This is a genomic window from Sulfurospirillum sp. 1612, assembly GCF_036556685.1.
In the GTDB taxonomy this organism is placed as follows: Bacteria; Campylobacterota; Campylobacteria; order Campylobacterales; family Sulfurospirillaceae; genus JAADIZ01.
Window position 1 is genome coordinate 2,238,541 of the sequence record NZ_CP140614.1, and the last position, 21,862, is coordinate 2,260,402.

Annotated in this window: 22 protein-coding genes; 14 read left to right on the plus strand and 8 right to left on the minus strand. The window is 39.0% G+C overall.

The window, feature by feature from the left end:
* Window positions 1–9 precede the first annotated feature (9 nt).
* The 3 genes from SFB89_RS11265 (at window position 10) to SFB89_RS11275 (ending at window position 4,143) form a co-directional block, all read left to right on the plus strand.
* Complete coding sequence (locus tag SFB89_RS11265) at window positions 10–1,152, plus strand: MFS transporter (RefSeq protein ID WP_331774787.1); 1,143 nt, start codon at window positions 10–12, stop codon at window positions 1,150–1,152.
* A gap of 281 nt (window positions 1,153–1,433) precedes the next feature.
* On the plus strand, window positions 1,434–2,897 hold the full coding sequence (locus SFB89_RS11270) for a DEAD/DEAH box helicase (RefSeq protein WP_331774788.1): 1,464 nt from the start codon (window positions 1,434–1,436) through the stop codon (window positions 2,895–2,897).
* A gap of 103 nt (window positions 2,898–3,000) precedes the next feature.
* Window positions 3,001–4,143, plus strand: coding sequence for an OmpP1/FadL family transporter (locus tag SFB89_RS11275; RefSeq protein WP_331774789.1), 1,143 nt, complete (start codon window positions 3,001–3,003; stop codon window positions 4,141–4,143).
* Between the two features lie 39 nt (window positions 4,144–4,182).
* Here SFB89_RS11275 and nspC read toward each other — a convergent pair whose 3' ends face one another.
* Genes nspC through SFB89_RS11290 form a run of 3 tightly spaced genes read right to left on the minus strand, consistent with a single transcriptional unit; the run spans window position 4,183 to window position 6,456 of the window.
* The gene (gene nspC / locus SFB89_RS11280) at window positions 4,183–5,298 is read right to left on the minus strand and encodes a carboxynorspermidine decarboxylase (protein WP_331774790.1); all 1,116 of its coding nucleotides are present in this window, start codon (window positions 5,296–5,298) and stop codon (window positions 4,183–4,185) included.
* A complete protein-coding gene (locus SFB89_RS11285) occupies window positions 5,291–6,109 on the minus strand; it encodes an SDR family NAD(P)-dependent oxidoreductase (protein ID WP_331774791.1) in 819 nt (272 codons plus the stop codon). The genes nspC and SFB89_RS11285 overlap by 8 nt, the downstream gene beginning before the upstream one ends.
* Window positions 6,106–6,456, minus strand: coding sequence for a cupin domain-containing protein (locus SFB89_RS11290; RefSeq protein ID WP_331774792.1), 351 nt, complete (start codon window positions 6,454–6,456; stop codon window positions 6,106–6,108). Before SFB89_RS11290 ends, SFB89_RS11285 begins: the two co-directional genes overlap by 4 nt.
* Before the next feature lie 62 nt (window positions 6,457–6,518).
* Between SFB89_RS11290 and SFB89_RS11295 the strand changes: the two genes are divergently transcribed.
* Both SFB89_RS11295 and SFB89_RS11300 read left to right on the plus strand, forming a co-directional pair.
* A complete protein-coding gene (locus tag SFB89_RS11295) occupies window positions 6,519–7,079 on the plus strand; it encodes a CheB methylesterase domain-containing protein (protein WP_331774793.1) in 561 nt (186 codons plus the stop codon).
* Entirely contained in the window at window positions 7,080–7,859 is a 780-nt protein-coding gene (locus SFB89_RS11300) for a CheR family methyltransferase (RefSeq protein WP_331774794.1), read from the plus strand.
* Here the strand turns inward: SFB89_RS11300 and SFB89_RS11305 are convergent.
* The 4 genes from SFB89_RS11305 to SFB89_RS11320 all read right to left on the minus strand — a co-directional run bounded on the left by SFB89_RS11305 (window position 7,856) and on the right by SFB89_RS11320 (window position 11,304).
* Entirely contained in the window at window positions 7,856–8,194 is a 339-nt protein-coding gene (locus SFB89_RS11305) for a DsrE family protein (protein WP_331774795.1), read from the minus strand. The two genes, SFB89_RS11300 and SFB89_RS11305, sit on opposite strands and share 4 nt — an antisense overlap.
* A gap of 85 nt (window positions 8,195–8,279) precedes the next feature.
* Window positions 8,280–9,506, minus strand: coding sequence for a saccharopine dehydrogenase family protein (locus SFB89_RS11310; protein ID WP_331774796.1), 1,227 nt, complete (start codon window positions 9,504–9,506; stop codon window positions 8,280–8,282).
* Between the two features lie 5 nt (window positions 9,507–9,511).
* Entirely contained in the window at window positions 9,512–10,105 is a 594-nt protein-coding gene (gene rdgB / locus SFB89_RS11315) for an RdgB/HAM1 family non-canonical purine NTP pyrophosphatase (RefSeq protein WP_331774797.1), read from the minus strand.
* A gap of 176 nt (window positions 10,106–10,281) precedes the next feature.
* Window positions 10,282–11,304 (minus strand): cytochrome c peroxidase, encoded by a 1,023-nt coding sequence (locus tag SFB89_RS11320; RefSeq protein ID WP_331774798.1) that lies wholly within the window; start codon window positions 11,302–11,304, stop codon window positions 10,282–10,284.
* A 92-nt stretch (window positions 11,305–11,396) separates the two neighbouring features.
* Between SFB89_RS11320 and SFB89_RS11325 the strand changes: the two genes are divergently transcribed.
* Genes SFB89_RS11325 through SFB89_RS11340 form a run of 4 tightly spaced genes read left to right on the plus strand, consistent with a single transcriptional unit; the run spans window position 11,397 to window position 14,186 of the window.
* Window positions 11,397–12,182 carry an MlaE family ABC transporter permease gene (locus SFB89_RS11325; RefSeq protein WP_331774799.1) on the plus strand — a complete coding sequence of 262 codons (786 nt, stop codon included), beginning with the start codon at window positions 11,397–11,399 and terminating at the stop codon, window positions 12,180–12,182.
* A gap of 23 nt (window positions 12,183–12,205) precedes the next feature.
* Window positions 12,206–12,625 (plus strand): hypothetical protein, encoded by a 420-nt coding sequence (locus SFB89_RS11330; protein WP_331774800.1) that lies wholly within the window; start codon window positions 12,206–12,208, stop codon window positions 12,623–12,625.
* On the plus strand, window positions 12,607–13,539 hold the full coding sequence (locus SFB89_RS11335) for an MlaD family protein (protein WP_331774801.1): 933 nt from the start codon (window positions 12,607–12,609) through the stop codon (window positions 13,537–13,539). The genes SFB89_RS11330 and SFB89_RS11335 overlap by 19 nt, the downstream gene beginning before the upstream one ends.
* On the plus strand, window positions 13,536–14,186 hold the full coding sequence (locus SFB89_RS11340) for a hypothetical protein (protein WP_331774802.1): 651 nt from the start codon (window positions 13,536–13,538) through the stop codon (window positions 14,184–14,186). Before SFB89_RS11335 ends, SFB89_RS11340 begins: the two co-directional genes overlap by 4 nt.
* On the opposite strand, the gene SFB89_RS11345 is transcribed toward SFB89_RS11340, so the two are convergent.
* Complete coding sequence (locus SFB89_RS11345; protein WP_331774803.1) at window positions 14,187–15,254, minus strand: SO_0444 family Cu/Zn efflux transporter; 1,068 nt, start codon at window positions 15,252–15,254, stop codon at window positions 14,187–14,189.
* A 98-nt stretch (window positions 15,255–15,352) separates the two neighbouring features.
* Here SFB89_RS11345 and SFB89_RS11350 point away from each other — a divergent pair, with 98 nt between their 5' ends.
* The 5 genes from SFB89_RS11350 to urtD all read left to right on the plus strand — a co-directional run bounded on the left by SFB89_RS11350 (window position 15,353) and on the right by urtD (window position 21,862).
* Window positions 15,353–16,909 carry a SagB/ThcOx family dehydrogenase gene (locus tag SFB89_RS11350; protein WP_331774804.1) on the plus strand — a complete coding sequence of 519 codons (1,557 nt, stop codon included), beginning with the start codon at window positions 15,353–15,355 and terminating at the stop codon, window positions 16,907–16,909.
* A gap of 113 nt (window positions 16,910–17,022) precedes the next feature.
* The gene (gene urtA / locus SFB89_RS11355) at window positions 17,023–18,306 is read left to right on the plus strand and encodes an urea ABC transporter substrate-binding protein (protein WP_331774805.1); all 1,284 of its coding nucleotides are present in this window, start codon (window positions 17,023–17,025) and stop codon (window positions 18,304–18,306) included.
* Between the two features lie 42 nt (window positions 18,307–18,348).
* Window positions 18,349–19,950 (plus strand): urea ABC transporter permease subunit UrtB, encoded by a 1,602-nt coding sequence (gene urtB / locus SFB89_RS11360; protein ID WP_331774806.1) that lies wholly within the window; start codon window positions 18,349–18,351, stop codon window positions 19,948–19,950.
* A 3-nt stretch (window positions 19,951–19,953) separates the two neighbouring features.
* Window positions 19,954–21,087 carry an urea ABC transporter permease subunit UrtC gene (urtC, locus tag SFB89_RS11365; RefSeq protein WP_331774807.1) on the plus strand — a complete coding sequence of 378 codons (1,134 nt, stop codon included), beginning with the start codon at window positions 19,954–19,956 and terminating at the stop codon, window positions 21,085–21,087.
* Complete coding sequence (gene urtD, locus SFB89_RS11370) at window positions 21,074–21,862, plus strand: urea ABC transporter ATP-binding protein UrtD (RefSeq protein WP_331774808.1); 789 nt, start codon at window positions 21,074–21,076, stop codon at window positions 21,860–21,862. Before urtC ends, urtD begins: the two co-directional genes overlap by 14 nt.

Sequence of the window (21,862 nt, forward strand, 5' to 3'; positions counted from 1 at the left end):
TAGGAGATAATGAAAAAAATTGAATTAGCGATCTTGGTCTATATTATCACCATATCACTCTCTGTTATGTACGCAACCCAACCTCTACAACCCCTGCTTGCAAGGGTCTTTCATGTTGACTTGATTCAAGCTTCTGCTTTTACGGCCGTCATGCTCTTCTCTTTAGCGATTGCACCGATTATTTATGGCTATATACTAGAGAGTTTCTCAGCAAAAAAAATGTTGCAGATATCAACAGCCGTACTCTTTATTACCAATATATTTTTAGGGCTCAGTGTGAATTATGAGATGTTTTTAGCCATCCGCTTGATAGAGGGATTGGTCATCCCGGCCATTTTGACATCCGTGATGAGTATCTTGGCAAATTTGGATAAAGAAAATGTGAAATTTAACATGTCCTTATATGTCGCAGCCACCGTTTTTGGAGGTATTGTAGGACGTGTAGGATCAGGAGTCATCGCCACCAATTTTGGATGGAGGATAGTATTTATATCTTTATCCGTGCAATTATTGTTCGCATTATATTTTGTCAGAAAGATTCAATACACCGGCGAAACTAAAATGGTCAAAGCCAAGCTATCAGATGTCCTCTCCATCCTCAAAGATCGAAGATTTACAACCGTATACTTACTGATGTTTACAATATTTTTTGTCTTTGGCGGACTTTTAAATATCATCCCTTTTCGCATGAAAGAGATCAATCCAAACAGCACTGAAGCACAAATCGGATTGATGTATTTAGGATACAGTACCGGTATTGTCGTCTCACTTTTTTCACATAAAATTGTCAAATTCTTCAAAACGGAGATGCGAACCATTATCGTAGCGACACTTTTTTTTAATATTATTGTCGTCATTTTTGTCGTTAAAAATATCACCTTTATTTTCCTGCTTCTCTTTTTATTTTGTGTAGGGATGTTTACGATACATTCGATTTCATCAGGACTTGCCAACTCAATCCGTGCAGATAAGCGTTCCATCACATCGGGGATGTACCTGACATTTTATTATATTGGGGGATCATTGGGTTCCATATTTCCCGCGATGATTTATCAAAATTTTGGATGGAATACTACGATATTTATGTTCACGTTTATCCTATTTTCTATTCTCATGTTTGTCCTTTATAGTCAGCGATATTTCAAAACATAAAAACGTGATTTTTGATTCACAGCTAATTTTAAGTAATTTTTAAGTAAAATATCTGTCAATTCAGAACTTCTTAAAAGAACTTCTTCTAAACCTGCCGAGATTTGGTCCTACCGAGCGAGCATGCAGGTTTTTTGCATACTAGTTTGTCGGGTTAATAGGACACCAATCACTAACTCAAAATTTTTATGTAGTAAAGTATTGCTTTACATTTATATTCTTTAATATAGTTTTGAAAATAAAATTTATGAAAAAATAAAATTTTTTCAAACAGGAAACAAAAAATGGCAATCACCTTCGAAGAATTTAATCTCGATCCCGATATCTTAAAAGCAGTAGTCGATGCAGGCTTTAGAGAACCAAGTCCCGTACAAGAAATGGCAATCCCACTGGTTATGGCCGGTCATGATATCGTAGCACAAGCACAAACCGGTACCGGAAAAACCGCAGCATTTGGTCTCTCTACTATGAGTATGATCGATCCTAGTAAAAACAGAGTACAGATTTTGGTCATCACACCAACCAGAGAATTGGCTACCCAAGTGAGTGATGAACTTTTTTCTCTTGGAAAACATAAAAACATCAAAACCGTCACCATCTATGGGGGTAGCTCTTATGTCAGACAACTCTCCCTCATCGAAAAAGGAGCAAGCGTTGTCGTTGCTACTCCAGGTAGAATGCTAGATCTTTTGCAAAATGGAAAACTACGAAATTTTGCACCTGAAATCGTTGTACTTGATGAAGCAGATGAGATGCTTGATATGGGATTTTTAGAGGATATTGAAAGTATTTTGAAATTTCTACCTGAAACACGACAAACACTGCTTTTCTCAGCTACCATGCCAGAACCAATTAAAAGATTGGCAAAACGCACATTAAAAGATCCAAAATTTGTGAGTATTACACCAAAAGAACATGCTACTAATGAAGATATTGAACAACTCTATTATGTCATCGAAGAACAAGAGCGAGACAATGCCCTAATTCGATTATTAGACTCACTTGAGCCGACCAAATCGATTGTCTTTTGTCGTACCAAAAAAGAAGTCGATCGTGTTTCCACGCAACTCATGGCCATTGGATATCCAGCAAAAGGCTTGCATGGAGATATGGAACAAAATCAAAGAGAGAGCGTCATCAAAGCTTTTAGAAATTCTCAAATTGAGATTCTTGTGGCAACTGATGTGGCAGCTAGAGGTTTGAATGTAGCAGATATTTCTCATGTCTTTAACTTTCACATGCCATTTGATCCTGAGAGTTATGTTCACAGAATCGGAAGAACTGGAAGAGCCGGTAAAAAAGGGACGGCTATTACATTGGTCACACCAATGGAATACCACAGTATGCAACGCATTGCCAAAAAAGTTGGTACGAATATCCAGTTTAAAATGGTACCAACTTTGAATGATGTCAAAGAATCTCAACTCGAAAAAGTGGCAAGAGAAATCGAAAAAGCAGAACTCGACGAAAATGCACAAAAGATACTTGACATTTTGGGTGACGATATAAATCTGAGCAAAATTTCACTCAAACTCATCTCAATGTTGCTCAACCAAAACTCTTTCCAAGGTCCAAATACGATTGGATTTGATCAAAAATCACTCTCTAAAATCATCAAAAGAATCGAAGAGCGAAACAATCGCAATGGCCGCAGTAGAGATAGGAACAGAAGTTATAGCAGAGGCCGAGGGCGTGATTCAGGCAGTCGAAGTACCTCAAGTGGGAGAAGAAGTCGAACACGTAATTGAGTAATAAAAGAATAATTTTTTAAAATTGACGAAATTGACGAAAGAAATATTTATTTTTGTTATGCAACACTGTATAATGAAGTAAATTTTCTAAGGAGTCAGATTGAAAAAAGTAGTTTTATTAGCACTCAGTGCCTCGCTTTTACTAGCGACAAATGGAGATAACCTCATAGGGCTTGGCGCCAAATCAAGAGCAATGGGTGGTGGGGGAATTGCCACATTCTTTGGAGCAGAGAATACGCTCTCAAATCCCGCACTTATCTCAGGTGGTAAGGGCACCGAAATCAACTTTGGTGCCACCTTGTTCATGCCAGATGTTAAAGCAAATGGTGTCAAAAGTTCAGCGGATATGAATGTCATCCCAGAAGTCTCTCTTTCACAAAAAATCAATGACAATTGGGCTTTTGGTATTGGAATGTTTGGATCAGCCGGTATGGGTGTTGACTACAGAGGAAACACTTCGTTAATGGATGCAAGAACCAATCTTCTTTTGATGAAGTTTGCCCCAGCGCTTTCTTATCACAAAGATAAATTCTCTTTTGGTTTTGCACCGGTTGTGCAATACGGTTCACTCGATATCGCATACAATAATGGATCACCGGTAGGTCAAGGCAGTAGTGATGATTTTGGTCTGGGCTATGAATTGGGTGCTGCCTATGATATCACGAGTGATTTAAAACTGGGATTGGTTTACAAATCATCAATCTCTATGAAATATAAAAACACCCTCAGTGTAGCATCTGCTCCATTTTCAGGACTTCTTGGCGGAACTTTTGCTGATGATTTAGAACAACCTGCTGAATTTGGCGTTGGTGTATCTTATAATTATGGATTCTTTAATTTCTCAGCTGATTACAGAAAAGTGAAATGGGGAGATGCAAAAGGATACAAAGATTTTGGATGGAAAGACCAAGATATCTATGCCTTCGGTGCAAAATATGAAAAAGATGGTACATGGTATGGTGTCGGTTATAACTATGCAAAAAATCCTATCAACAATTATGCTACCACAGCTGGTATGAACCCAAAAGCCGTTCTTAATTTGTTTAACTATCTCATGTTCCCAGCCACTTCAGAAAGTCATTTTAGTATCGGTGCGGGTACAAAAATCACCAAAAATCTCTCTTTAGATTTTGATGTTTTATACGCTCCAAAGGTTACTGTCAATACAATGACGCCTTCTGGTTCTTTTAAGGTAGAACACTCTGAAACATCAGTAGCATTTTCTATGCGATACAATTTCTAATATCAACTGCTTACATGTAAGGGATTCCCTTACATGTAACTAATTTCTATCCCGATAATCCTCATAAGAAAACTCTTTGACAACTTTCAAAATACCCTCTTTTTTCACCACAGCAAGTGAGGGCAATTGAATCCCATTGAATGTAGTATTTTTCACAATCGTATAGTGAATTTGGTCTTCAAAAATCACCACATCGCCAACCTTCAAAGGCGCATCAAAAGAGTAATCGCCCATAATATCCCCCGATAAACAACTGTTGCCTGTGAGTTTATAAGTATATGCTTTTTCACCACGCAATCCCGCCCCTCGAACTTGCGCACGATAAGGCATCGCAAGGGTGTCTGGCATATGCGCTTCAGCTGAGGCATCTAAGATAGCCACCGGCATCCCATTTTGTATGATATCCTGCACGCGCGCTACTAAGACACCAACTTCCCAACCGATAGCTTCTCCGGGCTCTAGATAGACCTCAACATCATATTTTGCTCTAAATTTTCGAATCAAGCTTATCAATTTTTCCACATCATACCCCGCTTTCGTGATATGATGCCCTCCTCCAAAGTTGACCCATTTCATCTGATGGATATATTTTCCAAACTTTGCTTCAACAGCCTCTAAAACAATCTCTAATGCATCCGCACCTTGTTCACACAGTGCGTGAAAATGAAGCCCTTCTAAACCCTCTAAAAGTTTTTCGTCAAACTCCTTTTGGGTCACGCCAAACCGGCTGTATAAGCCACACGGATTGTACAGCTCTACTGGAGCACACGAGACTTCAGGATTGATACGCAGACCACACGATGTTTGACCCAACGCTTTGTCTTTGTATTTTTCCCACTGCGCAAAGGAGTTAAAGACAACATGATGGGAGAGGGAGAGAATTTCATCAATCTCCTCTTCTTTAAAAGCCGGCGAATAGGTGTGGGTTTCACCCTTGAATTTTTCAGCTGAGAGCTTGGCTTCCCATAATCCACTCGCACAACACCCATCCAAATATTTTGAGACAAGTGGTTCTAGATGATAAAACGAAAATCCTTTGAGCGCTAAGAGGATTTTGGCACCACTTTGCGCTTTAACATCAGAGAGAAGTTTAAGATTTTTCTCAAGCAATTCCTCAAAACAGACATAACTGGGAGTTTTTAGATTTTCAAACACGTTTTAATACCTTATCTAACATTTTTGTACTCAAAATCCGTTTTAAAAACCAAAGCAGCGTCGTCGGGAAAGTCACACGATACCGCGGTTTTGGATTTGTTGCATTGATGATTTTTAGAAGCACCTCATACACCGCGCGCTCACTCAGTGTAAAACTGTCATCTTCAGTTGATTCAAATCTTTTGATGGCGCTTTTATAATCGGCTTCATAAAAACTGCCATCCACCCTGATGTGGCTTTTAAATTTAGCATAAGCATTTTTTCTAAACGCACTATGTATGGGACCGGGTTCAATCAAGCAAACTTTGATACCAAAGGGTTCCAATTCAAGCCGCAACGTATCACTTAAGCCCTCTATCGCATACTTGCTTGCATTGTAAGCGCCACGATATTTTAGTGCGATAAAGCCTAAAATAGAGCTATTTTGCACGATTTTTGGATTCTCAGATTTACGAAGTAATCTTAGAGCTGCTTTTGTGAGGGCAAAGTTGCCAAACACATTAGTCTCAAACTGTGCTTTGAGTGCCGCCACGCTCAAATCCTCCAAGGCTCCGGGTTGTCCATATCCTGCATTATTAAAAAGCACATCAATCACACCATTTTCTTGCTCAATTTTTGCAATCATTGCTTGAATATCCGCTTCGCTCGTGACATCGAGTTTGAAACTTGTTAAGCCTTCATGTTGCAAACGCGCGACATCATGATCAGCACGGGCTGTGGCATAAACGCTGTGTCCTAAATCATGCAGTGCTTTGGCACAAAAGTAGCCAATCCCCGAGGAACATCCGGTGATGAGGATGGTTTGTTTCATGAAAGGATTTTAATCTCATCTTCCATATTAGGGACTAAACATAAAAATTCATAATCTTCATCACCAATCACATCATAAGAGTGTGCCACACCTGCTGGGATAAAAAGCACATCATCCTTTTTTGCGATACTCTCTTCGTCTCCAATCACGACTTTAGCACTCCCATTAAGGACATATTGCTCATGTTCAACACTATTGGTATGAAGTGGCATGGAACCGCCTTGCTTGATGATAAACTTTCTCATTGCAAAATGAGGTGCTTTGTCATTGCCGATTAAGACACTCATAGAGCCACCAACCCCTGATTCTAAAGGTGTAAATTCGTATTCAGTGATATTTTTGACCATTTTATTCCTTTTTTTTTATTATTTTATTATATAATTTTAAAATATTAGATAAAGAGTTGCATTTGAATACACAAAAATTAATCTTAATAGGCGCATCCACTGGTGGACCGGGACAGATAGAAAAAATAATCAAATCACTCCGTCCAGATTTTGATGCCGCTATGATCATCGCACAACACATGCAAGAGGCCTATGTCTCAAGTTTTATGGATTATCTCAATAACAATACATCCATAGAGATACTCCAAGCACGTGATGGCGCGTGTATCGAAAATAAAAAAATCTATCTACTCTCGCAAAGTACCCAAATTATCAAAAAATTCTCTTCTTTGTATTTTTCCAAAAGCACACAACCGCATACTTACTCTCCTAATATCAATGTACTTTTTAATTCAGTCGTAGCCTTTAGTGAGATGATTCAAGTCCTGTGTATCATTCTAACGGGTATCGGTAATGATGGCGCAAAGGGGGCTTTGAATCTGTATCACGCCAAGGCCCATTGCATCGCAGAAGCTGAATCTAGTGCGATTGTCTATGGAATGCCAAAAGCTGCATTTGAACTCAATCCGGATATAAAACAATATGACATCAATCAAATTTGTGACGCGATTAATAGGTTTTAGATGTTTGGTTTTTGGAAGAAAAAAAAGAAATTACCCCCAAAAGAGGCACTCCCTCCAATAGAAAATTTTACAAATATCGATCCATTTATCACGTATTTCAAAGAAGAAACCGGTATTGATTTTCTCAATAAAAAAGATATTGTCACCAATAAGCTCATGATATTTTGTCGCAATCATGAAATTTATACCTTTGATGATTGTATCCAAAAGATACGTGGAAATTATGAATTAAAGCAAAAATTAATCGATACTTTTGCTGTCAATGAGACCTATTTTTTTAGAGAAATCAGACAAATCAAAGCGATGGTTTCAAAAGCCATACAACGACAAGAAAAGATTCAAATCCTCTGTGCTCCGTGCTCCTCAGGAGAAGAGCCCTACTCTATCGCCATTTTGCTACTAGAAGCAGGAATTGACGCAGAACGTTTTCATATCACCGGAGTTGATATCAGTAATAAAGCCATTCTTAAAGCCAAACAAGCGCTATATAACAAACGAAGCCTTCATCGGGTTGAGGACACGCTCATCAATAAATATTTTACTCAAAAAAATGAGAGTTATGAGCTCAAAGCCTTTGTCAAACAAAATGTCTCATTTGAACGCATGAATATCTTTGATCCTCATTTTATGAATCTTCCCAAATTTGATTATATCTTTTCGAGAAATATGATGATCTACTTTGATGATGCGACCAAACAAAAGGCCAAAAATATTCTGCTCAAGCACCTCAAAGATCCCAAAGAGCCAATCCTTTTTGGGCATGCAGATATGGTCGGCTAAATCGTGATAATCGGTTTACCGCTTTTTAGCCAATCACTGAGTAATACTCCCGTATAAAAGACTTCAACACCACAACTTTGTAACGTATCTTTGATACCTAAATCCTCACTGCATTTTTGACAGGCTTTGACGTTCACTCCCGCATCGCTCATCTCTTTGATTTTCATCTGAAGCTCGGTATCTTCGATTAAAGTTCGCTGTGATGCACCCCAAATAAGAAGTGTCACCTCATCAAACCAACCTTGTAATTTTGCATTAAGCGTATAGAGAAACACCATATGATGGATGGTCTCTTTGTTGTCAGTCGTCCATACGACCATCAGTTCATTTTTCATTTAACGCTCCTTTAATGGGGGACAAGTCCCTCATGATATTTCTCGCACTAAAGCTGACACATCGTGTAAAATTTTTGGCTTGCTCTTACACCTCATACGTTTCATCGGGGTTCATTTCGATAATATGCCATGGCAATCCTTGAGCATTGAGTGCTTCCATAAAAGGCTTGGCATCAAAATTTTCCATATTAAAAACACCTGTGCCACTCCATTTCCCCTCTAATATCATCTTCGCACCAATCATCGCTGGCACACCAGTGGTATAACTAACCGCCTGTGCCCCCGTCTCTTTATAGCAGACTTGATGGTCACACACATTGTAAATATAAACTTTTTTCTTCGTGCCATCTTTGAGACCTTCAATCACACAGCCAATATTGGTTTGACCCACCGTTCGGGCTCCAAGACTTGCAGGGTCAGGCAAGAGTTTTGCCAAAAGCTCCATCGGGACGACTTTCACGCCATTGACTTCGACTTCATCGATTCTGAGCATCCCCACATTTTCCAAACACTTCATGTGGGTGAGATAACTCTCTCCAAAGGTCATAAAAAATCGTATTCTTTGGAGTCCTTTAATATTTTTACTCAAAGATTCAAGCTCCTCATGATAGAGAAGGTAGCTATCTTTTGGACCAATTTGTGGATAATCCCATACCATCTTGATAGCCATCGGTTCGGTCTCAATCCATCGTCCCTGTCCCTTTTCATCTTTTTGCCAATATCGCCCCTTTGAACTCACTTCCCGTAGATTAATTTCAGGATTGAAATTGGTCGCAAAAGCATAGCCGTGATCGCCCGCATTACAATCTAAAATATCGATAGTATGAATTTCATCAAAAAGATACTGCTGCGCATAGGCACAAAAAACATTGGTGACACCTGGGTCAAATCCGCTTCCTAAAAGCCCTAAAATGCCAGCTTTTTTAAATTTTTCATCGCGTGCCCATTGCTCTTTATACTCAAATTTTGCCACATCAGGGTGCTCATAATTTGCGGTATCTAAATAATCCACTTGCGTCTGAATACAAGCGTCCATGATGGTTAAATCTTGATAAGGCAATGCAATATTCATCACAAGGTCAGGTTTTACCTTCTCAATCAACGCCACCAGCGCATCAACATCATCAGCATCAACGTGTGCCGTGTCAATTGAGACCCCCAGTGATGCTTTGATCTCTTTTGCGATTTGGTCACACTTTGATTTTGTGCGACTTGCCAATGTAATGTGCTCAAAAACATCATGATTCATGGCACATTTTTTGGTAGCGACTCGACTCACGCCACCGGCTCCGATAATCAATACATTTGCCATAGATTTTACCTCTTTAAAGTTTTTAGTATTATTTTTGCATGTTTTAAGGCGCGTGAGCGATGAGAAAATTGCGCTTTGACATCCGCATCCAACTCACCCAGTGTCTTATCATAGCCTATGGGTTCAAATATTGGATCATACCCAAAACCATGATTGCCTCGCTTCTCATCAATCACATGGCCGTACATCCAACCATGCACACAAAATGCGCCGGCATCACATACCAAAGCAATCGCTGCGGTGTAGTGTGCGGGTGTTCTTGAGAGATTTTTTTCTTTTAGTGTTTTGATAAGTTTATCAAGATTTTGCGCCGCATTTGCCTCATCTCCAGCATATCGTGCACTATAAATTCCCGGCTCTCCCCCGAGTGCATCAACACTAATACCGCTATCATCGGCTAAGACAATCGCCTCTTTGTCTGAGAGCTTTTCATAAACAGCTTTGGCTTTAATGAGCGCATTTTCTTTAAAACTAGTTCCATCTTCTATAATCTCAAAGGGCTCAAGCACTTCCTCATAGGAGTACACTTGTCCCCCTTGTAGGTAAGATTTAAACTCTTTGATTTTCCCTTGGTTTGCTGTGGCCAAAATAATTTTCAATACATTCCCTTTATGTCCCAAAATCACCGGGAGAAGTTTCAATATTTTGCAAAAATTCTATCTATTTTTTGTTTAAAAAATAGCATTTTTTTAAAAAGGAAATCAAATTTATGAGGATGGCGCTACACGCCAAGGGGAAAAACGATATTGTCACCCCTTAGTATGCAGCTGTAACATTAATTAATAGGCTTAGGAGTCGTAGCCGTACTCTCAGGCAATTGGGGATAGGTTATGAGCGGTTTTTTACCCTTGAGTGCCTTTAAGAATGTCTCGATTTTTGAGGCATCTTTATCATCAATGGTAATACCCAGTTGGATACTTCCCATCATCTTAATAGCTTCTTTGAGTGACCACACCTCGCCATTGTGAAAATAGGGAGCGGTTTCTGTGATATTTCTCAAGGTCGGCGTTTTTACCATGCCATTTTTATCCCCTTTAAAATCACCCACATTAGCAAATTTATACTTTTGTGCTATTTCAAAAGGTTGCATCGTCCCACCTAAAGCAATGCCGGTGTGACAAGCCGCACACCCTTTATCAATAAAGATATTTAACCCCTCTTTTTCAGCTTTTGACAGAGCCTCTTTATGGCCATTGAGAAATTTATCAAAACGTGATGGCGTAATTAAGATTCGTTCAAAAACAGCAATGGTTGATGTAATCTTGGCAAAATCAATCTTTACATTCGCACCATAAGCTTTTTTAAATGCGCTCACATAAGCAGGAATGGAAGTAACCACCCCTTCAATGTGCTCGGGAGTAGCAGCCATCTCCGCATCGGCTAGCGTGGGACCCATCGCTTGATCAGCCAAATGGGGGCTTCTGCCATCCCAAAATTGGGCACTAAAAAATACGGAGTTATACACCGTAGGAGAATTCAAGTGGTGTGGATTTGGGGTCCATTGGTTACCAATGGCCACGCTAAGCCCATCAACCCCTCCTAAACCAAGATTATGACAGGTATTGCAGCTGATTAGCCCACTTTTTGAGAGTCGGGGATCAAAATAGAGTTTTTTGCCCAAAATAACCTTGGCATCGGTGATGGGATCTTTGGGATCATCGATGAGCTTTAAAAGCTCCTTTTTATTGTCAGGAATCGCGCGTAAACCATGCTCTTTAGCTTTTTCTATCAAAGTATTAGCACCATACAAAACGCTTGCCCCGAAGACACACAATATCATCACTTTGACGTGCTTCATCATCTCCCCTTTATCATAAAATATTTTATTTTAATCTTTTTTTCTTTAGTTACTGCTATAATCTAAATAAATCTTTTTCGATTGGAGGGATTTTGTTCAGATTTTTTGAAAATATTGGCGATGTTGTTGTGGATAATGTGAAACACTTTATCGACCTTTATAAATTTTCTATTATATGTTTCTTCCATATCTTTAATCCCAAAAGTTATAATCCTGCGAGCAAAAAAATATTAATAGAAGAAATTTATTACACCTCCATCCAAGTATTGCCGGTTTTTTTACTCTCCGCTATCATATTTGGCGCTCTTTTTATGGGCTTTATTGTAGATTTATCTCTGCGATATGGCTTGCAAAATTCTCTTAGCACTATTATTGTCAAATTTATCATAGTAGAATTTGTACCTTTTTTTATGGCGCTTTTTATCTCTCTTCGTACGGGATTGCGAGTGGGTATCAAAATAGCGAGAATGCGTGTCAATAATGAATTTAATAGCTTGAAGCGCTATAAGATTCATGACATGAATTATCAATTTACACCCAGAGCTATCGCGAGTATGATCAGCTTTTTGTCGCTTGCTATTCTCTTTTCTGTCATTATGATTCTCAGTGGGTATGTTTTTATGTTTTTTTCTATTAATATGAAATTTGATACGTTTATTGCAATGCTCGTGAAAGTTGTCAGTATCAAAGATATTGTATTATTTACTCTCAAATGTCTGTTTTTTGGATTCATTATTATTGTTATTCCCAGCTTTTCAGGCTCTATTATCAAAAAAAGGTATATCGAAATTCCTCTTTTTATCTCAAAAACGATGATGGTGCTTTTTGTTTTTATTGTTGTTACGGAGGTGATATCATTAACCATACAGTATCTATAAAACTATTTAGTGAAGTCGCTCTATTGCAACAATATTTGAAGCACAAAGAGGTGGCACTTATTAGCAAAAATACCCCTTTGCTCGCAAATCTCACGGTAATAGACAATATTGCATTGATTTTGGAATATCACAATCGTTGCAGTGTCAATGTGGCTATCATCAAGGTGATGGAACTCTTAAAAAAATGTCATATTGAAACCATTCGAGACAAAAAACCGCATCAGCTGAGTAGAAAAGATATAATAAAAGTAAAGTATTTAAGAGCCCATGTGAGTGATTACAACATGATTGTCATCGACAGACCGTTTATGATACTCGATGAACACAACGATATTGATTGTATTTTTGAAATGTTTGAGCTTTTAGATGAAAAGGATGTGGAGATCGTCGATCTTGAATCAAATCATTATTATAAGGATAAACAATGTCATATAATAAAATGAGGATAGCCGTAGGAATTTTTACAATTTTTACCATTGTAGCGCTTGGTGCCACAGTCTATTTTGTCCTAAAGCACAAAGGAATGTTTGAGAAAAAATACTCTTATGCCTTTTATGCCACCAGTGTAGAGAATTTAAATGTCGGCACGCCCATTAAATATTCTGGATTTGAAATTGGATATATTAGCCAAATAGACTTGACTTATGCGGGACGAGCTTTTGTACAATTTGTAGTCAATAAAGAGTATCAAAAGTGGATTAATTACCATTCCTATCTTAAATTGACAAAGCCCCTATTAGGCGAATCTACGATTTCACTCATATCAGAGGCCAATAATCCACCTCTCTCGCCTCATGCTATTTTAGGTTATGAAGTCCAAGATGATATTGACTCACTCATCGTAGCCCTTCAACCGGTACTCCTTGATGTCAAAGACATGATTAAAAATATTGACATGCTCACTAAAGAAATCGCCGACCCTCATGGTGCGTTTATTAATACTCTCAAAAATGTTGAGACAATCAGTGGCAAACTTGCCCAAAAAGATTCCCTCATCGAAGCTATGACCGGAGAACGCCAAAGCAGTCACAATATCATCCAAACCATAACATCACTCAAAGAGAGCATGCAGGAGATAAAACAAATCACAATAAAACTCAATACACTCTTAAAAGAAGTCGATCATGATATCATCACCCCAAGCAAAAAAATCCCTCATCATATTAATGATATTTTACAAGATATCAAACAAAAATTAAAAACCTTAGACAACCTTGTCAATACTCTTGGAAAATCCGATCAAGATGTCGTCTTGCTCAAGGAACAAATTCTCTTGGGTGTTGACAAAACAAACACACTCATCGACACGATTAACCGTATCGTCGAAGAAGAGAAACACAAGGTGACACTGCCATGAGAAGTACTATTTTGATACTATTTTTATTGATTTTCACGGGATGCTCTTTTAAGACAACACCACAAGATATGTGGCGAAAAAACGCGGCTACTGCATTTGAGCGTTATAGCGATTATTATCTCAAAGGGGAAACCGCCCTCGCGTCAGCATCACTAAACAGTGCTATCAAAAATGCAAAAAGCAGTGCGGATTTGAGACCATTGTCCAAGATATACTTGGGAACTTGTGCTTTGCATATCGCCGTTTTAATCGATGATCCTTGCTCTGAATACAAAGCAATCCGTGACATGTTAGACCCTGAGCATAGTTCTTGGGATTACTACAATATGCTACAAAAAAACTTTGATAACATCACCATCAAAAATCTACCTCCACAATATGGTGATTTTGTTACCGCAATGCAAAAAGAAGATTTTCAAGGAGCCTTTCAATCTATCCAAAAAATGCCAAAAACATCTTCTTTGCTTATTGCTGCCTCATTGATGCGAAAACATTTGAATGAATCACAAATCCATGAAATCATCAACGCGGCATCCTTCCGCGGCTATAAGAAAGCAGTCGTACGATGGCTTGGGTTTTTAAAAGAAAAAAGTAGTGGCATTAAAAAGCAGAAAATAGATAAAATGTTAGATTTATTGACCCACTAATCATGCGGTTTTGATTTTGGACTTTTTAAATAAAAAATAGATCAATAATCCCCATAATATCACGCTACTAACATCAGAAATCCAACCCAAATCTTCAGAGCCATCAATCAAAGTAATGGGATTAATCTTGGCAATATCAAAGAGATAATCCAGACCTAAACCAAAAACAATACTCCCTATGACAATGCTACAGAGATAAATATAGAGTGATTTTGAGCCCAAAATCTTTTTTACCACACCCATCGTCACGATATTTGTAGCCGGACCTGCACACAAAAATACAAAAGCAGCACCCGCACTCACCCCTGAGAGCATGAGTGAGGCGGCGATAGGAAGAGATGCTGTGGCGCAAACGTACATCGGCACGGCAATGGCGATAGACAATAGATACGCAATCCACGCATGGGTCATCAATATATCACTAAGATTTTGAGGGATCATGATACTAATCAGAGCACCCAAAATCAGCCCATAAAACAGAGGTTTTGCGATATCACTCAAAAGGGTGACAAAACTATAATGCCATGCCTTTTTAAAAGAGAATTTTTTATGAACACCCTGTGGTTGTGATGATTTAATAAACGATGTTTTATGAAAATTCACACCCTTTAAAGGCGTCACTTTCATGGAGAATTTTGGCGCTTTTATCGGTGCCTCTTTATCAAAAAAATTTGTCAAAATACCGGCAATCATTGCAATCACAATCGAGGTAATCACGCGATAAATCGTAAAAACAAAACCAAAAATACCATAGGTTGCCAAAATCGAATCCACACCAGTGATGGGGGTGGAGATTAAAAATGAGAGTGTCGCTCCTTTACTCGCACCACTTTTTTTGATCCCCGTAGCCAAGGGCACCACACCACAAGAACAAACCGGTAGGGGAATCCCAAAAAGCGTGGCTTTTATCACTGAGAAGATATTGCCTTTACCTAAATGTCGGCTTACAAGATCTTGTGGGACAATCTCATGTAAAATCCCCGCAAATAGCAGTCCAAATAAAATATAAGGCGCCATAGCATTACTGAGCATCATCAATGAAATAAAGAAATCTAACACAATTTGCATGGCACGAATCCTTCGGTTTAAAATTTATTTTTATATAATGTAGTATAATATTACGGCATCATATCAATATTAATATTAATTATCAATAAGGTTTAGAAATGAATCAAAAAGTTGAAGACATTTTTGAGTATCACGAACAGACAAAGCACTCATACTCAAGGTACGCGCGCTCTTTGGGCTATATGGATTGGGCCAATCAACCCGACCCTTACCGCTTTTATCAAGGGGCACCAACACGAAAACTTCCTATCATGATAGAGGCAAAAACACCTGCTTATCATGATCTTTTCACCGACACGCTACTAGCCCGCGAACTCAATATTGACACGCTATCGCAATTTTTGCAATTTTCACTCGCTCTTGCGGCTATCAAGACAGATGGCTTCAATGAATGGGCTCTGCGCTGCAATGCTTCTAGTGGCAATTTGCACCCGAGTGAGGGCTATTTGATCTTGCCACCATGTCATGATATCAGCACCCAAACAACACTAACGCACTATGCACCAAAAAATCATAGCTTAGAGATTTTAGGAACATTTGAAAGTGATATTTGGAACCATTTACCTAAAGATTCTTTTTTTATCGCTATCTCCTCTATCCTCTACCGAGAGATTTGGAAATATGGTGAGCGCGCGTTTCGTTATTGTCTTTTAGATGCAGGACATGCACTCAGAGCTCTTCAAATCAGCGCACAAACATTAGGCTGGCATCATCAACTCATCGGAGCAATCAGCGACACTCAAATCTCTAAAATTTTTGGCTTTGATCAACCACAACGTTTTAATGAAAATGAAAAAGAGGCGCCAGAGATGCTGCTACTCATTTCTTCGCAAAAACCTGAAAACCTACCTGAGATTGCGCCACTACTTCAAAATCTATTCCCCAATGTGGAGACCATCGCCAATCATATCGCCCAAAATTATCAATCATGGCCTTTGATTGATATCATCGAAAAAGCAACGCATGCATCGATTCAAAAAACTAAAACTCAAAAGATATCTAACCTCCTGCGCGAATGCAAAAAAGAAGCCAAAGAGGTAATTTTAGAAAGAAGAAGTGCCCAAGTGATGGATCAACATAAGAGTAACATCACGTACAAAGAGTTTATGATTATGCTTGAGAGTACCCGCGAATGCTTTAGCGGGCTTGATAATGCCATCAACCTCATCATCTTTGCGCATCGAATCACCGGTTTGAAAGAGGGGCTTTATATTTATATAAGAGAGGCCACGTTCAAAGAAAAATTACAACAATCGATGCATCCCTCTTTTTCTTGGGAAAAAAGAGATGAAAATTTGTATCTACTAAAAAGGGGGGATTTTAAAACGAGTGCGAGGAATATCTCCTGCGCGCAAGCCATCGCCAGTGACTCCGCCTTTAGCTTGGGGATGCTTTGTCATTTTCATGATGAAATCTCACAAAAGGGGACGCACCGTTACAAAGAGTTGTATTGGGAATGTGGAGCCATCGGACAACAACTCTATCTAGAAGCAACGTCTCTGGGTCTCAGTGCTACGGGAATCGGCTGTTTTTTAGATGATATTTTTCACACACTCTTAGGACTCAAATCAGACACGTTTCAATCTTTATACCACTTCACCATAGGACGAGGAATAAAAGATGAGAGACTCATGAGTAAAAAGCCTTATAATTAAACATTATAACTTTATATGATTACTATTTAATCACTATTATGTATAATAATGATATTTACTTTTGTATAATCCTAATCAGAAATTCGTTTTCTAAAAAAAAATAGGAGAAAAACATGGTAAAGATACTTTCGAAATATTTATCCATACTAGCGTTCATTGGTATGAGTTTCACGATACAAGCTGCCGATACAATTAAAATTGGAGTGCTACATTCTCTTTCAGGCACGATGGCGATTTCAGAGACAGCACTCAAAGATACTGTTTTGATGTTAATTGCAGAGCAAAACAAAAAAGGTGGCGTCCTGGGTAAAAAACTTGAGCCTGTTGTTGTGGACCCTGCATCAAATTGGCCTTTGTTTGCTGAAAAGATGCGAGGATTATTAAGTAAAGATAAAGTGGCCGTGACATTTGGCTGTTGGACATCCGTTTCAAGAAAATCTGTACTTCCTGTTGTCCAAGAATTAGATGGTATTTTGTTTTATCCCGTCCAATACGAAGGCGAAGAATCTTCTAGAAATGTCTTTTATACGGGAGCGGCTCCTAACCAGCAAGCCATCCCTGCGGTTGATTATCTTATGAATGAAGTTGGCGTTAAAAGATGGGTATTAGCAGGAACTGATTATGTTTACCCAAGAACCACAAATAAAATCTTAAAAGCGTATTTGAAATCAAAAGGCGTCAAAGATAGTGACATTATGGTCAACTACACCCCATTTGGATATTCAGATTGGCAAAGTATTGTCTCAAAAATCAAAAAGTTTGGAAGCAGTGGCAAAAAGACTGCCGTGGTTTCTACAATAAATGGAGATGCTAATGTTCCTTTTTATAAAGAATTGGCAAATCAAGGAATCAGCGCAGAAAATATCCCTGTGGTTGCATTTTCTGTTGGTGAGCAAGAACTTTCAGGCCTTGATGCTAAACCACTAGTAGGTCATCTTGCCGCTTGGAATTACTTTGAAAGCGTTGAGAGTCCGGCAAACACGAAGTTTATAGCGGATTGGAAAGCATTTACCAAAAATCCAAAAGCGGTCACCAATGATCCAATGGAAGCGACTTATATCGGATTTCACATGTGGGTTAAAGCTGTTGAGAAAGCAGGAACCACAAAACCAGACGCTGTGATTGATGCCATGGTCGGAGTTTCCGTACCAAATTTAACTGGCGGAATTGCTACGATGATGCCAAATCACCACTTGACAAAGCCGGTATTTATCGGTGAAATCCAAGGAAATGGTCAATTTCAAACGGTCTGGAGAACACCAGGTGAAGTTGTTGGCGATGCTTGGAGTGATTTTCTACCGGGAAGTAAAGATTTGATTTCAGATTGGAGAAAACCTTTAAGTTGCGGTAATTACAATGTAAAAACCGGAAAATGCTCAGGACAAAACTTTAAATAATATCTTGGCCGGGATCTTCCCGGTCACCTATACTGGAACAATATGAAACTATTTATAAAAATCATACTTTTAAATTTATTATTATTTTCATCACTCTTCTCTAGCGATTTTGTGAGTGAACTGTATCCTTTTACAAAAAGCTATAGTTTTAAACAAAAAGAGCAAACAATACAAAAACTTGCTCAACAATACTCAAATGATGAAGTACTACATACTTTGTTTACTTCTTTGCTTGATGGAACTCTTTACTTTATAAAAGAGAGCAAAAAATTTGTTGTTGTAATTAAAAAAGATACAGATGCTTACGAAATCATCGATCTTATGACAAAAAAGAGATTGAAACCGATGAGTAAGTATCTACTTCAACGTGTCAAAACTAATAATAAATTAAGAAGTATCACAAGAAGTCGTCTTGCGGATTTAAACCTTTTTTCAAAGAATCAAGATACCAGGCTAAAATCTGCAAAAAATATTTTAAAAAATTTAAACCAAGACTCAATGGTTTTGATCAATAAAGCACTAAAAAGCGAAAAAGATGCATCAGTAATTCGGGTGTTAGGAGAAGCGAAGAGTATCTTACAAGTAAATTACGGCACGCAAGCCGAGCAATTAGTAGCCGTTCAAAAATTGGGTGATTTCCTCTCTCCTCAAGCTTTGGAGGCACTGCAAAAGTTACATGACACAAGCGCAAATCAAGAAATCAAAAAACTAGCAGCCACCGCAATCGCCACCATTCAATCCAAGAAATCTTTTTATGCCTTTGTTGAAAAAGCATTTTTTGGACTGAGCTTAGGCTCGATTCTTTTACTTGCTGCTATCGGACTGGCGATTACCTTTGGTGTGATGAAGGTAATCAATATGGCCCATGGTGAGATGATGATGATTGGCGCGTACACGACTTATACCCTGCAACAAATATTACCGAATATGACAGAATACTCAGTCATCCTTGCAATTCCTCTTGCATTTATCGTGAGTGGCCTGATTGGTATTATCCTGGAGCGCCTTGTCATCAGGCATCTTTATGGCAGACCATTAGAAACCCTTTTGGCTACATTTGGAATCAGTTTAATTTTGCAACAATTGGTGCGAAGTATCTACTCCCCTCTCAATCAAGAGGTCAAAACCCCACAATGGATGAGTGGCGCTTGGGAGATAAACGGGGCACTCTCTTTAACCTATAACAGGCTCTATATTATTATTTTTGCCCTTTTAGTCTTTGCAGGAATTTTACTACTTTTAAATAAAACATCTCTAGGATTAAAAGTACGCGCTGTCACACAAAATCGTGAAATGGCGCAAGCCATGGGCATCCGAACGGGACTCATCGATGCCCTCACTTTTGGCTTGGGCTCCGGAATTGCAGGAATCGCAGGAGTAGCCCTGAGCCAACTCACCAATGTCGGACCAAATCTTGGACAATCTTACATCGTTGATTCATTTATGGTCGTCGTCTTTGGAGGCGTGGGTAATCTTTGGGGCACGCTCATTAGTGCTTTGACACTAGGAGAGATCAATAAGTTTATCGAGCCGGTCGCGGGGGCCGTATTGGCCAAAGTCATCATCCTTGTCTTTATCATCTTATTTATACAAAAACGACCTCGCGGACTCTTTCCGCAAAAGGGTCGCGATGCGCAGGATTAAAATATGAAAACAAGAAAACCTATAGTATTACAGATTTTAGATGGTGACAAGGGCGGAAAAATCGTACTTTCCCTTCTTTTTTTAATTGTGGCCTTTGTTTCGATTACCAATCTATTTGTCTCTCATGATTCAATCTTTTATTCTTCAACATACTTGGTGACCTTGTTGGGGAAATACATCACCTTTGCTCTTTTAGCCCTTGCTCTGGACTTAGTCTGGGGATATATCGGAATTTTAAGTCTGGGTCATGGCGCATTTTTTGCACTAGGCGGATATGGCATGGGTATGTATCTCATGCGACAAATCGGAGATCGTGGGGTTTATGGTAATCCACTACTACCAGACTTTATGGTTTTTATGAACCTCAAAGCCTTGCCTTGGTTCTGGCACGGATTTAATCATTTCTTTTTTAGTATGTTTATGGTCGCCCTCGTCCCAGGACTCTTAGCTTTTGTATTTGGATGGCTCGCCTTTAGGTCCAGAGTCACGGGTGTTTATCTCTCAATCATCACACAAGCTTTGACTTATGCCCTCATGCTTGCTTTTTTTAGAAATGACATGGGACTTGGTGGCAACAATGGCTTAACAGATTTTAAAGATATTTTAGGATTCAATCTTGATAGCGATGCGACACGCGTCACGCTGTTAATCCTCTCTTTTTTGGCACTTCTCATAGCTTACATGATCAGCAGATTTATAATCAATTCAAGGCTAGGTCGCGTTTGTATTGCCATTCGTGATTCTGAAAGCCGTGTGAGGTTTTTGGGCTATAAGGTGCAACAATACAAACTTTTTATCTTTGTGGTCTCTGCTATCTTTGCTGGTATCGCAGGAGCACTTTATGTCCCTCAAGTGGGCATCATCAATCCCAGCCTCTTTTCACCGCTTTTTTCAATCGAAATCGTAATTTGGGTGGCTGTTGGAGGAAGAGGAACACTCTATGGTGCAATCATCGGTGCCTTTATCGTCAACTATGCAAGTACTTACTTTACGTCTGCCCTACCGGAGGTTTGGCTTTACGCTCTTGGCGGATTGTTTGTTGTCTCAACACTATTTTTACCAAAAGGCATCGTCGGACTGATGTCAAAATTAGAAATCTATCGAAACAAAAAAAAGGCAACCCATGTTCTTTCTTAAATCCAATAATGCCGACAATGTCGGAAAACTAGAAAGTGGAGAGCGTATCTTGTATCTGGATAATGTCACCGTGAGTTTTGATGGTTTTAAAGCACTCAATGCGCTGAGTTTAACCGTCAATTACCGAGAACTTCGATGCATCATCGGCGCTAATGGCGCGGGAAAATCCACTATGATGGATGTGATTACCGGCAAAACGAAACCCCAAACCGGAGATGTGATATTTGGGCGAGCGGTCAATCTCCTTGAGATGGATGAGCCTTCAATCGCGGAGATAGGCATCGGTAGAAAATTCCAAAAACCAACCGTGTTTGATGGACACAGTATTTCTGAAAATTTGGAACTTGCTATGAAAGCAGACAAAAGATTTTTTAAAACCTTATTTGCTAAAATGAGTGGAGACGAAAAAGATAAAATCGAAAAAGTGATGGAATTAATCGGATTACAAGATTTTTATAACAAAAAAGCCAGTATTCTCTCACACGGCCAGAAACAGTGGCTGGAAATTGGCATGCTCGTCATCCAAGAACCAAAGCTCCTACTTGTAGATGAACCTGTGGCTGGCATGACACCCGCTGAGGTTGAGAAAACCGGTGAAATCTTAACCAATCTCGCCAAAACCAATAGCGTCGTGGTCGTCGAACATGACATGGAATTTATCCGAAGTATCGCCAAAAAAGTAACGGTATTACATGAAGGCTCTGTCCTAGCAGAAGGGCCAATAACCAGCATCCAAGAGAATGAAAAAGTTAGAAAAGTATATTTAGGTGAGTGA